Annotated in this window: 12 protein-coding genes and 1 tRNA gene; 11 read left to right on the plus strand and 2 right to left on the minus strand. The window is 67.9% G+C overall.

Going from position 1 to position 12,227, the window contains the following annotated elements; genetic code table 11:
• Positions 1–22: 22 nt before the first annotated feature.
• The 3 genes from ACLD0U_RS05710 to ACLD0U_RS05720 all read left to right on the plus strand — a co-directional run bounded on the left by ACLD0U_RS05710 (position 23) and on the right by ACLD0U_RS05720 (position 3,811).
• Positions 23–1,765: a DEAD/DEAH box helicase gene (locus ACLD0U_RS05710; protein WP_179410866.1), complete on the plus strand. Its 1,743-nt coding sequence runs from the start codon at positions 23–25 to the stop codon at positions 1,763–1,765.
• Positions 1,766–1,887: 122 nt separating this feature from the next.
• Positions 1,888–2,985 carry a VIT1/CCC1 transporter family protein gene (locus ACLD0U_RS05715; RefSeq protein WP_179410865.1) on the plus strand — a complete coding sequence of 366 codons (1,098 nt, stop codon included), beginning with the start codon at positions 1,888–1,890 and terminating at the stop codon, positions 2,983–2,985.
• A 178-nt stretch (positions 2,986–3,163) separates the two neighbouring features.
• On the plus strand, positions 3,164–3,811 hold the full coding sequence (locus ACLD0U_RS05720; protein ID WP_410340062.1) for a Pr6Pr family membrane protein: 648 nt from the start codon (positions 3,164–3,166) through the stop codon (positions 3,809–3,811).
• 206 nt (positions 3,812–4,017) lie between these two features.
• On the opposite strand, the gene ACLD0U_RS05725 is transcribed toward ACLD0U_RS05720, so the two are convergent.
• A tRNA-Leu gene (locus ACLD0U_RS05725) sits at positions 4,018–4,102 on the minus strand.
• Between the two features lie 113 nt (positions 4,103–4,215).
• On the opposite strand from ACLD0U_RS05725, the gene ACLD0U_RS05730 reads away from it, so the two are divergent.
• Both ACLD0U_RS05730 and ACLD0U_RS05735 read left to right on the plus strand, forming a co-directional pair.
• Positions 4,216–5,511: a M20/M25/M40 family metallo-hydrolase gene (locus ACLD0U_RS05730; protein ID WP_410340063.1), complete on the plus strand. Its 1,296-nt coding sequence runs from the start codon at positions 4,216–4,218 to the stop codon at positions 5,509–5,511.
• A 41-nt stretch (positions 5,512–5,552) separates the two neighbouring features.
• A complete protein-coding gene (locus tag ACLD0U_RS05735) occupies positions 5,553–6,383 on the plus strand; it encodes an undecaprenyl-diphosphate phosphatase (RefSeq protein WP_179410862.1) in 831 nt (276 codons plus the stop codon).
• A gap of 3 nt (positions 6,384–6,386) precedes the next feature.
• Here the strand turns inward: ACLD0U_RS05735 and ACLD0U_RS05740 are convergent, their stop codons facing one another.
• Positions 6,387–7,229, minus strand: a complete 843-nt coding sequence (locus tag ACLD0U_RS05740; protein WP_206549894.1) for a PAC2 family protein — start codon at positions 7,227–7,229, stop codon at positions 6,387–6,389.
• Between the two features lie 86 nt (positions 7,230–7,315).
• Here ACLD0U_RS05740 and ACLD0U_RS05745 point away from each other — a divergent pair, with 86 nt between their 5' ends.
• Genes ACLD0U_RS05745 through ACLD0U_RS05770 form a run of 6 tightly spaced genes read left to right on the plus strand, consistent with a single transcriptional unit; the run spans position 7,316 to position 12,191 of the window.
• Positions 7,316–7,993 (plus strand): HAD family phosphatase, encoded by a 678-nt coding sequence (locus ACLD0U_RS05745; protein ID WP_347401191.1) that lies wholly within the window; start codon positions 7,316–7,318, stop codon positions 7,991–7,993.
• Positions 7,990–9,000, plus strand: coding sequence for a tRNA (adenine-N1)-methyltransferase (locus tag ACLD0U_RS05750; protein WP_179410860.1), 1,011 nt, complete (start codon positions 7,990–7,992; stop codon positions 8,998–9,000). Before ACLD0U_RS05745 ends, ACLD0U_RS05750 begins: the two co-directional genes overlap by 4 nt.
• A 10-nt stretch (positions 9,001–9,010) precedes the next feature.
• Complete coding sequence (locus ACLD0U_RS05755) at positions 9,011–9,919, plus strand: hypothetical protein (protein ID WP_410340064.1); 909 nt, start codon at positions 9,011–9,013, stop codon at positions 9,917–9,919.
• Positions 9,916–10,902 carry a helix-turn-helix transcriptional regulator gene (locus ACLD0U_RS05760; RefSeq protein ID WP_222446119.1) on the plus strand — a complete coding sequence of 329 codons (987 nt, stop codon included), beginning with the start codon at positions 9,916–9,918 and terminating at the stop codon, positions 10,900–10,902. Before ACLD0U_RS05755 ends, ACLD0U_RS05760 begins: the two co-directional genes overlap by 4 nt.
• A gap of 2 nt (positions 10,903–10,904) precedes the next feature.
• On the plus strand, positions 10,905–11,882 hold the full coding sequence (locus tag ACLD0U_RS05765) for a helix-turn-helix transcriptional regulator (RefSeq protein ID WP_410340065.1): 978 nt from the start codon (positions 10,905–10,907) through the stop codon (positions 11,880–11,882).
• Positions 11,883–11,924: 42 nt separating this feature from the next.
• Positions 11,925–12,191, plus strand: a complete 267-nt coding sequence (locus tag ACLD0U_RS05770) for a twin-arginine translocase TatA/TatE family subunit (protein ID WP_206549889.1) — start codon at positions 11,925–11,927, stop codon at positions 12,189–12,191.
• Positions 12,192–12,227: the final 36 nt, after the last annotated feature.

Below are 12,227 nucleotides of genomic sequence, written 5' to 3' on the forward strand. Positions count from 1 at the left end.
GAGCTGGCCTATCGTAGTGAGGATGCTCTCTCCGTCCTTCCCTCAGCGCGCCCCGTGGGGAACCGCAGACAAGCTCAGGGCATGGCAGCGCGAGGCCCTCGACCGCTACTTCGCCGCCGATCAGCGCGATTTCCTCGTCGCCGCGACGCCCGGCGCCGGTAAGACGACGTTCGCGCTAACGCTGGCCGTTGAACTGCTGCGGATGGGCGAAGTCAACCGCGTGATCGTCGTCGCGCCCACCGAGCATCTCAAGACGCAGTGGGCGGATGCCGCGGCGCGCGTCAGCATCCGCCTCGATCCGCAGTTCAAGAACAGCCACTGGGCACCGTCGCGTCAGTATCACGGCGTGGTCGTCACCTACGCGCAGGTCGCTGCACGCTCGTCGGTGCACCGCCACCTCACCGAGGACGCGAAGACCCTCGTGGTCCTCGATGAGGTGCATCACGGCGGCGACGCGCTCAGCTGGGGCGACGCGATCCGCGACGCGTACGGCCCGGCCAAGCGCCGCCTGCTGCTGTCGGGAACGCCGTTCCGCAGCGACACGGCCCCGATCCCGTTCGTCGAGTACCACCCCGATGAGTCCGGTGCGCGTATCTCGACCACCGACTACGCGTACGGGTACGGCCGCGCGCTCGAAGATGGCGTCGTGCGTCCGGTGCTGTTCCACATGTACGCCGGCAAGATGCGCTGGCGCACCAGCGCCGGTGACGAGCTCGAAGCGCATCTGGGCCAGGACAACACCAAGGACGTCACCTCGCAGGCGTGGCGCACGGCGCTCGACCCCGAGGGTGAGTGGATGCCGGCGGTGCTGTCGGCCGCCGACCGCCGCCTGAGTGAGATCCGCCATCATGTGCCGGATGCCGGTGGGCTGGTGCTCGCGACCGACCAGACGGTCGCCCGTGCCTACGCGAAGATCCTGCACCGCATCACGGGCGAGCAGGCCACCGTGGTGCTCTCGGACGACGCCTCGGCGTCGGAGCGCATCGAGCAGTTCAGCGGCAACACCCGTCGCTGGATGGTGGCGGTGCGCATGGTGTCCGAGGGTGTGGACGTGCCGCGTCTGGCGGTGGGCGTGTACGCGACGTCGTCATCGACGCCGCTGTTCTTCGCTCAGGCGATCGGTCGGTTCGTGCGCGCGCGGCGTCGCGGCGAGGCCGCCAGTGTGTTCCTGCCCAACGTTCCGGTGCTGATGACGCTGGCCAATGAGCTCGAGAAGCAGCGCGATCATGCGCTGGACCGTCAGACGAAGGACGACGACGGTCTCGAGGACTCACTGCTGGAGAGCGCGAACCGTGAGGACGATGCCTCGGATGCCCTCACGCAAGAGTTCAGCTACCAGGCGATCTCGTCGCTGGCGCACTTCGACCGTGTGGTCTTCGACGGCAAGGAGTTCGGTCAGCTCGCCGAGCCGGGAACCCCCGAGGAGGAGGAGTTCATCGGCATCCCGGGCCTTCTCGAACCCGAGCACGTGCATGAGCTGCTGATGCAGCGCCAGGCGCGCCAGGGCCGCCTGCGCCAGGAGCGAGAGGCGGCGGCGCCGCCGGAGGCGACGACGACCCTGCCAGCTCCGCTGCACCGCACGCTGCGCGAGCAGCGTCAGTTGCTCAACAGCTTGGTCGGTCTGTACGCGCGTCAGAGCGGAGAGGCACACGGACAGGTGCACGCCGAGCTGCGTCGGGTCTGCGGCGGGCCGGCGGTCGCGCAGGCCACGGTGACCCAGTTGCAGTCGCGCATCGACGTGCTGCGCAAGCGCGTGCGCTCCTGACCGCCCGGCCGTCACCGCGTCGCGCTTCGGCGCTCCGAAAACCTGTCAATCCTTGTCCTGGTGCGGTTCCAGCGCCCTCTGCTCGGTAGCGTGGAGCGTTCGCTCACGACACCGGAGGATGCATGACCACCCCCGTCCAACCCACCGCTGCTGACCGCAAGCGGTGGGCTCGGTACCTTGTCGAAGAACGTGCGGAAGGCGCTGTTTACACGCGCTTGGCGGCACGGCGCACGGGGGAGGAGCGTGAGATTCTGCTCGCCCTCGCCGAGGCGGAGCGCCGTCACGAGCAGCACTGGCTCGACCTGCTCGGCGGCGAGGAGCCGACCCGCCTTCCGCGCGCCGGAGTGCGCTCTCGCATGCTGGGCTGGATGGCGGGCCGGTTCGGGTCGATCTTCGTGCTCGCACTCGCGCAGAGCGCTGAGGCGCGATCGCCCTATGACGCCGAGCAGTACGCCACTCCGGCCATGCGCGCCGATGAGAAGGTGCACCACGAAGTGGTGCGGGGTCTGGCGGCACGGGGGAGGAGGCGTCTGTCGGGCTCATTCCGCGCCGCCGTGTTCGGTGCAAACGACGGACTGGTGTCGAACCTCGCCCTCGTGCTGGGAATCGGCGCGACGGGCGTCAGCTCGTCCTTCGTCCTGTTCAGCGGAATCGCGGGGCTCCTCGCCGGAGCGCTGTCGATGGGCGCAGGGGAGTTCGTCTCAGTGCGCTCGCAGCGTGAACTGCTGGCGGCGACCGAGGCGAACGACGATGCGGATGCCAATGCGGGCGACCTGGACATCGATGCCAACGAGCTCGCGTTGGTCTACCGCGCACGTGGGGTCGACGAGGTCGAAGCCCTCGCACGCGCCCAGAAGGTCGTCGCCGCGGCACGTGTCGGTGTGCGGCGCACCTTCCCGACGCCCGTCGGCCCTGCTGCCCGGTACGACGCCGATGATGTGGTCGGCAGCGATTGGATGGCCGCGATCTCCAGCTTCCTGCTGTTCTCCTCGGGGGCGATCATCCCGGTGCTGCCGTGGATCTTCGGCCTCAGCGGCATGACGGCGATCCTTGTCGCGCTGGCGCTGGTCGGGATCGCCCTGCTGTCGACCGGCGCGATGGTCGGCATCCTCTCGGGCGGGCCACCCCTGTCACGCGCGCTACGACAGCTCGTGATCGGATTCGGAGCTGCGGCCATCACGTACGCGCTGGGACTGGCCTTCGGCGTCGGCGCGGTGTGAGCGCGGTGCGCCTGCACATACAAGAATGACCCCACCGTCGGCCACTTGGTCTTCGATGGGCCCAGGCCGCGGGCGACGAGGTCGGTGAGAGAACGGCTTTCATGGGCACGTCCTCTCGACCAAGGAAGCCGGCGGCGAAGTCCGAGGATGGCAGCCCGCGCCCGCATATCGTAAAGGCATGTCTACGCTCCAGACACATGTGAAGTTCTGGCAGATTGCGCGAGTGGTTGTCGGCGCCGCAGTCCTTGTCGTGCTTGCGTACACATACTCGCTTGGGGCAGGCACCGCCGAGCGAAACCCTTTCAACTACTTTGGGTACTTCACCAACCTCACGGCGCTGCTGACGGCGTCGTTGCTTGTAGTTGCTGGCACGTTTGGTGTCACGCGCTGGGCGCGACACGACTGCATTGTGGTGGCGAGAGCAGTATCGACCACTTGCATGGTCATCGTTGGCGTGATCTACAACACGCTCGTTCCGGGAACCGGTTCTGCTCCCGCCTGGGTCAGCGTCACCTTGCATCTGGTGCTTCCGGCCTTCATCGTTCTCGACTGGATCGCGGGCCCGGGGCGACGCACTCTTCCCTGGTCGCGAGTGTGGTGGGTGCTTCCGTATCCAATCGCGTGGGCAGCTGTCGTCCTCCTCCGCGGGGCGACCGATGGGTGGGTTCCATACGGCTTTCTCCTTCCTAGCCGAGGGTTGGTTTCGCTCGTCGTCCACGTAGCGGGACTTCTCGCGGCTCTCACTGCGGTGGGTGTGCTTGTCTGGTGGACGAGCCGTCTTCCGCAGGTCATCAGCGAAGAACAGCCCGGTCTCACACCTTCGTGAACAGAGTGACGGCGACAGGCAAGTCCCCGGCAGTGGCGTAGCGCCGTGTCCTTTGCGGTGATGGTTAGGCGCTGAGTTCGAGGATGGTGTCGGTCACCCCCTCGGCTGCGGTGCCGGGGACGAGCCGAAACCCCATACGCCCACGTTGCTCGTGCAGACAAAAATGACCCCGAACCGGTTTCCCGGTTCGGGGTCATTTCCTGCTGTGCGCGAGGGGGGACTTGAACCCCCACGCCCTTATCGGGCACTAGCACCTCAAGCTAGCGCGTCTACCTATTCCGCCACCCGCGCAGGTGTTGGTTTTTGTCGTTGCCGACCGAAGAATGACATTAGCACGATCCCGAGGTCGGTACGAACCCGCATGACGCCCGGGCGTGGCTGAGTGTCTTCGATACTCTGGTGCCATGCCCGACTCATCCGTTCCCGAGGTCGCCCGGATCGCGCGCGACCTGATCCGCATCGACACGTCCAACTACGGCGGCGGCAAGGCCAACGGAGAGAGGGAGGCCGCCGAGTACGTCGGCGCATTCCTGAAGAGCCTGGGCCTGGAGCCGGAGTACTACGAACCGATCCCGCGGCGCACCAATGTCATGGCCCGCGTTCCCGGTCGCAACCCGGATCGGCCAGCGCTTGTCGTTCACGGCCACCTCGACGTCGTCCCGGCCGTCGCCGAGGACTGGACCGTCGATCCGTTCGCTGGCGAGATCCGTGACGGGATGCTGTGGGGCCGCGGCGCGGTCGACATGAAGAATATGGATGCCATGATCCTGGCGGCCGTCGCCGATCTGCTGCGTGCGGGGGAGCAGCCCGACCGCGACGTGATCCTGGTCTTCTTCGCCGACGAGGAGAACGGTGGCGTCGAGGGGTCGGCGCTGGTCGTTCAGGACAAGCCCGAGTGGTTCGCTGGCGCCACCGAGGCGATCAGCGAGGTAGGCGGATACTCGATCACGGTTGATGACCACCGCGCGTACCTGCTGCAGGTGGGCGAGAAAGCCCTCATGTGGCTCAGACTCGTCGCGAAGGGCCGCGCCGGGCACGGCAGTCGGTTCCACGAGGACAACGCCGTCACGCGCCTCTCAGAGGCCGTTGCAGCGATCGGGCGCACCCGGTGGCCCATCCGGCTCACTCCGACGACTCAGGCCCTTCTCGAAGGGCTCAGCGAGCTCACCGGACGCCCTGTCAACGACCCCGACGCCCTCGCTGCCGCCGCGGGTCCGGCCGAGGCCTTCCTGCGGTCGACCTTCCGCACGACCGCGAACCCGACAGCGCTCAGCGCCGGCTATAAGCACAACGTCATCCCCGAGAGCGCCGAGGCACTGATCGACGTCCGGGTGATCCCCGGTACTGAGGACGACGTGCTCGCCGAACTTCAGCGCATCGTCGGTGAAGACATCGAGATCCAGACGGTCGTGCGCGATATCGGCATGGAGACGCCCTTCGCGGGCGAGTTCGTCGAGCACATGGTGGCCGCACTGGGCCGACATGACCCCGGTGTGCCCGTCATCCCGTACCTGCTCGGCGCCGGCACCGACAACAAAGCGCTGGCGGCTATCGGTATCACCGGCTACGGCTTCGCCCCACTGCAGCTGCCCGCCGACCTCGACTTCACCGGGATGTTCCACGGTGTCGATGAGCGCGTGCCCGTAGACTCGCTTGTCTTCGGCCAGCGCGTGCTGGCCGATCTGCTGCGCGTCTGCTGATCAGCATCCGCCGCTTCTCCCGCACCATCTGAAAGCACCGCATGAACCTGCTCGAAGCGCTCATTCTCGGCATCGTGCAGGGACTCACCGAGTTCCTGCCCATCTCGTCCAGCGCGCACCTGCGCATTGTGGGTACGTTCCTGCCCTCGGGTGAGGACCCCGGCGCCGCCTTCACCGCGATCACCCAGATCGGTACCGAAGCCGCCGTCGTGGTGTTCTTCTGGCGCGACATCGTGCGGATCATCGGCCAGTGGTTCCGATCGCTCGCCGGGCGCGTGCCGCGCAATGACCCCGACGCCCGGATGGGCTGGTTGATCATCATCGGAAGCCTGCCGATCGTCGCGCTCGGCTTGCTTTTCCAAGACAAGATCGAGACCGTCCTGCGATCGCTGTGGCTGGTCGCGATCATGCTGATCGCGTTCGGCATCCTGCTGGGCATCGCCGACTACGTCGGTGCGAAGAAGCGCAAGCTCAACCAGCTGACCTACCCGGACGGCGTCGCCTATGGATTCGCCCAGGCGCTCGCACTGGTGCCCGGCGTCTCACGCTCGGGCGGGACGATCACCATGGGTCTGTTCCTCGGCTACGAGCGCGCAGCCGCCGCGCGCTACGCGTTCCTGCTGGCGATCCCCGCCGTGTTCGGCAGCGGCTTCTACCAGCTGTTCAAGCACTGGGGTGACCCGAACCAGCACTTCACGCTGGGCGAGACGTTCGCCGCGACCGGCATCGCCTTCGTCGTCGCCCTCGGCGTGATCGCGTTCTTCATGAACTGGATCTCCAAGCGCAGCTTCCTGCCGTTCGTGATCTACCGGGTGCTGCTCGGCATCGCCATCATCGTGATGCTGTCGACGGGCGTGATCCCCGCGATGTGACGATCAGCGCTTGTCGGGGCCATCGCCCCGACGGCGCAGGTAGCGCTCGAACGCCTGGGCGATCGCATCCCCCGAGGCGTCGGGGGAGTCCCAGGTGTCGCGGGTTCGCTCGAGCTGACGGATGTACTCGGCCATATCGTCGTCCTCGGCGGCAGCTGCGTCGATCGAGGCCTCCCAGGCGGCCGCCTCGGTGCGCAGATGCTCGCGCACGGGGCCGACGCCGGTGAGCTCCTCCAGGCGGTCGAGCAACGCGAGCGTCGCCTTCGGAGACGGCGCTGCGGATGCCACATAGTGCGGCACGCTCGCCCACAGGCTCGCCGTGGGGATCTCGGCGCGGGTGGCGAAATGATCGAGAACGCTGAGGATGCCCACCGGCCCCTCATAGGTGGACTTCTCCAGCCCATGCGCCTCGCGCACCCGTTCTTCCTGGCTGGTGGCGAACACCGAGATCGGCCGGGTGTGCGGCACGTCCGACAGCATCGCCCCCAGGGTGACGAAACCGGTGATGTCGTCACGCAGGGCGACGTCGATGAACTCGTTCGCAAACGCCTGCCAGGCGCGCGCCGGCTCCGAACCGGTCAGCAGCCACAGTTCCGGCCCCTCCGTCGCGCTCGTGGGCCGCCAGAGCGACGCCTCGGGCCACACGAGCTCGCGTTGCCCGGTCGCGTCCATCCGCGTCGCGGGTCGGGTGTACTGGTAGTCGAAGTACAGTTCAGCGTCCACGGAGTGCACGCGCTGGTAGTCCGTGGACTCGCGCAGCGCCGAAATGGCACCACTGGCTGCCTCGCCGGCGTCATTCCAGCCGTCGAACGCGGCGATGATGATACGAGAGCCGAGGGCGTCCACCGAGCTCCTCTCCGTCGGCTTTGGGTATCCCTCCAGGTTAGTGGGGGCCCGCGCGGAGCGGGCTCTGACACGGCTAGCATGGTTCGGTGAGTGATAAGCCCAGCGCAGTCCTGTGGGACATGGACGGAACCCTCGTCGACACCGAGCCCTACTGGATCGCCGTCGAGACCGAACTCGTCGAGTCGTACGGCGGCACGTGGACCCCTGAAGATGGGCTGCAGTTGGTCGGCAACGCCCTGATCGACAGCGCGAAGATCCTGCGCGCGGCCGGCGTCGACATGGAGCCGGAAGCGATTGTCCAGCTGCTCACCGACCGCGTCTCGGAGCGCCTGCGTGTTGAGGGTGTCCCGTTCCGCCCCGGCGCGCGCGAGCTGCTCGCCGACCTGCGCGCTGCGGGCATCCCGACCGCCCTGGTGACGATGTCACTGCGCCGCATGGCACTCGACGTGGTGAGCCTGATCGATTTCCCGGCCTTCGACGTCGTCGTCGCCGGTGACGACGTGGAGCGCCCCAAGCCGCACCCGGATCCCTACCTCACCGCCGCGACTCAGCTGGGCGTCGACATCGCCGACGCCGTCGTCATCGAGGACTCACCGACCGGGCTGGCCGCGGGACTGGCATCCGGCGCGACGACGCTCGGGGTTCCGCACATCGTCGCTCTCGACGACCTCGGCGCGCACGAGCTCTGGCCGACACTGGACGGACGCACCGCCGCCGACATCTCGGATCTGCGCACGCGCGTTGGAGCGGGGGTGGCACGATGACCGCCGCACGCCCCAGCGGCCCCTTCCGCGAGGGGGATCGCGTTCAGCTCACCGGCCCGAAGGGGCGGATGCACACGATCACCCTGCGCGCCGATGGCGAGCTGCACACGCATCACGGTGTGCTGTTCCACCGCGACCTGATCGGGCAGCCCGACGGTTCCGTCGTCACCAACAGTTCCGGCCACGACTACCTGGCGCTGCGGCCGCTGCTGCGCGACTTCGCCCTGTCGATGCCGCGCGGTGCCGCCATCGTGTACCCGAAGGACTCGGCGCAGATCGTCATGCAGGCTGACATCTTCCCCGGTGCCGTCGTCGTCGAGGCGGGCGTGGGGTCCGGAGCGCTTTCGCTCGCGCTTCTGCGCGCGATCGGGCACGACGGTGCGCTGACCTCGTTCGAGCGCCGCGAGGACTTCGCCGAGGTAGCGAAGGCGAACGTCGAGACCTTCTTCGGTGAGACGCCCGACACGTGGGACGTCGTCGTCGGCGACCTCGCAGAGGAGCTCCCCACCCGCTTCGAACCCGGCACCGTCGATCGTGTCGTGCTCGACATGCTCGCGCCCTGGGACTGCATGGATGCCGTGGCGGATGCCCTCACGCCGGGCGGCGTCGTGATCTGCTACATCGCGACCGCCACGCAGCTCTCGCGAGTGGCCGAGTACATCCGCGGAACCGGACTGTTCACAGAACCCGATGCGTCCGAGACGATGGTGCGCGGCTGGCATGTCGAGGGTCTCGCGGTCCGCCCGGACCACCGGATGGTCGCGCACACCGGCTTCCTGCTCACGGCCCGCCGCCTCGCACCGGGTGCGGTCCCGCCCGAAGTGCGTCGCCGTGCCTCGAAGTCCAGCTATGGGGATGAGGACGTCGAGCTGTGGACGCCGGGGGCTGTCGGCGACCGGGAGATCACCGACAAGAACCTGCGCAAGCGCGTACGCGAGGCGCAGAAGGCAGCCGCCGGCGCCAGGATCGCCGCCTCGTCGCGCGAGGTACCGCCCGCTTCGGAATAGACTGGGGCGCGTGCGTAAAACGACCGCTGCTCTCTCGGCCCTGGCCCTGTCCGCCCTTGCTCTGACCGGCTGCTCTGCGGTGCCGGGCAACGATGCCGCGGACTGCGACCGTGTCTCGTCGACCGGCCTGGCGGCGTCCGTCGAGGTCGTTGGCGCCTTCGGTACGCCGCAGGTCGCGATCGACATGCCGGTTCGCGCGTCGGAAGTGAAGTACACCGACCTCATCGTCGGTGACGGCCCCGCAATCGCCGCGTCGAACCAGAACGCCATCATGACTCGGATGCTGGTCAACGGCGACACCGGCGAACCGATCCACTCCGCGCTGAGCGTCTGGAGCCCGGACTCTGCCGCGGCAGAGTTCCCCGGCGTCGAACAGGCGCTGGAGTGCGCAACCGAGGGAGGCCGCGTCGCCGTCGCGATTCCGGCCGCCGATCTGCCCGAAGGCCTGGCACCGCAGATCGGCCTCGGCGCCGACGCCAGCCTCGTCGCCGTCTACGACATCCAGTACACGCTGCTCCCGAAGGCCGAGGGTGATGACGTGTTCAACACCACCCGCGGGATCCCCTCGGTGGTGCGTGCACCCGACGGTCGCCCCGGCATCATCGTGCCCGGCAGCGCCGCGCCCGAGACGGTCGTCGTCGAGACCCTGATCGACGGGCGGGGCGAAGCCGTCGCGGACGGCACACCGATGTTCCACTACACGGCCGTGGACTGGGCGAACCGCTCGGTCGTCGGCAGCTCGTGGGACGGCCCCGTGATGTTGAACGCGCAGTCCCTGCCCGAAGAGGTCGCCCAGGCGATCTCCGAGGCGACCATCGGCTCACAGGTGATGGTGATCGTGCCGGACGAGACCGGCGACGCGGTGACCTACGTCGTCGACATCCTGGGTGTGATCCCCGAGGAGCTGGCACAGGGATGACCGTCACGATCCCCGCGGAGGAGCGTCTGACGAATCTCGTCGTGGCGCTGATGGCCACGGGGATCGGCCTGACCAAGCAACAGATCCTCGACAGCGTCTCCGGCTACCGTCAGCGCGCAGAAGCCGGCGCCAAGCCCGACGCGCTCGAGAAGATGTTCGAGCGCGACAAGGACGAGCTGCGCGCCCTGGGTATCCCGATCGAGACCATCGGCGACCCGACCGACCCGCATGATCTGCGCGAAGCCCGCTACCGCATTCCGCAGGCCGATTACGATCTGCCTGCCGACATCGAGTTCACGGATGCGGAACTCGCCGTGCTTCGTCTGGCGGGCAGCGTCTGGAGTGCAGAGTCCGTCTCGGTCGACGCTCAAGCGGGTGTGCGAAAGATCCGCGCGCTGGGTATCGACGGCGACGAACCGATCATCGGCTTCGCCCCGCGCATCGCGGCGCGCGATGCTGCGTTCCCCAAGCTGCAGGAGGGCATCGAGCGCAGTCGAGTCGTCGTCTTCGAGTACCTCAAGCCCGGCGACGCCGCGGCCAGCACGCGGCGAATCCGACCGTTGGCACTGGTCGAGTACGAGGCGCGCTGGCATGTGTTCGGCATCGATCTGGATGCCGCCGCCGATCGGACGTTCCTGCTGAGCAGAATCGTCAGTGATGTGAAGGTGACCGGCCAGACGTTCGACGCGTCCCTGCGCATCGGGGCGGGCGAGCGCGCGCTGTCGGGACTCGCAGCGGTCGCCGCGGCACAGAGCGCCCTGCTCGAGGTGACCCCGGGCACCGAGGCGGCACTGCGACTCGGGCGCCGTTCCACGGTCGCTGCACAGGGCATCCGCGTGCCCTACGTCGACCGACACGTCTTCGCCGACGAGCTCGCCGCCTACGGGCCAGAGGTGCGCGTCGTCGAACCTGCCGACCTGCGCGACGCCGTGATCGACCGCCTCCGGGCGATCAGTCGCGTGCACTCCGACGGAGGTGACTGACGATGACAACCCGTGCACCGTTGCTCGCGGCGGATCGCGTGCGACTGTACCTGACGCTCGTGCCATATCTCCTCGAACGCGGCCAGGTCACCCTCGACGAGGCCGCCGCCGACTTCGGCGTGACGCCCGTGCAGATGCGACAGATGGTCGAGAAGCTGACGGTGATCGGCTTGCCCGGTGATTCCGGATTCTGGCAACCGCCGCAGGAGATGTTCGACATCGACTGGGACCTGCTCGATGAGCACGGCGTGATCGAGATCACCAACGACGTCGCGCTGCGGCGTGTTCCGCGCTTCACCGCGCGTGAGGCCGCGGCCCTGCTCGCCGGCCTGCAGATGGTCGCGGCCGTTCCCGCGGTCGCAGACTCGGGCCTGGTCTCGGGACTGATGGCCAAGCTGTCCCGAGGATCCGCGGACGCGCCGCCTGACCTGGTGGTCGCCCCGGTCGAGGTCAGCGCCGTGCAGCACGTCGTCTCGCGTGCGCTCCACGAAGGCGTCGCCGTGTCGTTCCGCTATCACGCACCGGATGCCGAACCGACGGTGCGTACCGTCGACCCGATGCAGATCCTGCTGACGAACGGGCAGTGGTATCTGCAGGGCTGGTGCCATCTGCGCCAGGCGATGCGCACGTTCCACCTCGATCGTGTGAGTGATCCCGAACTCACCGACATCGCCATCACGCACACCGACGCCGCCGCACCGCCCGATTTCGGCGCGGGAACGCAGGCGGGGCCCGTCACTGTGCGTCTGCCGGAGCGGCTCGTCCCCCTGCTCGGCGCCCTCTCGCACGATGAAATCGCACGCTCCGCAGGCCTGGTGACGCTGCGATTCCACATGGCCGATCCGCGGGGCATCAAGCGGATCGCGGCACGATTCGGTGGTGCCGTCGAGGTGCTCGACCCACCCCCGGCACGCGCAGCGACGCAGGAATGGGCATCCGCCGGACTCGCGTTGTACGTCGTCCCCAGCACCGATTCGTGACGATAGACTGAACCAACCTTGACCCATCCAGAGGAGACATCCATGGGCAATCTCTTCGCAGGACCACACCTGTGGATCATTCTGATCATCATCCTTCTTCTCTTCGGCGCGGCGAAGCTGCCGGCGCTGGCGAAGAGCCTCGGCCAGTCCGCTCGTGTCTTCAAGGGCGAAATGAAGGCGATGAAGGAGGACGACGCAGACGCGACGACCCCCGACGCCGCCGACGCGACGGCAACGGGCACTTCGGCTCCGGCAAAGCCATCCGCGGAGCGTCCTGCTGATCAGGACACACCGCCTCGCGCTTCCTAGGCCGTGACTGAACTGAACGTCGAAGCGCAGCCCGAG

It is taken from the genome of Microbacterium sp. 2216-1, assembly GCF_046507855.1.
Classification (GTDB): Bacteria; Actinomycetota; Actinomycetes; order Actinomycetales; family Microbacteriaceae; genus Microbacterium; species Microbacterium esteraromaticum_C.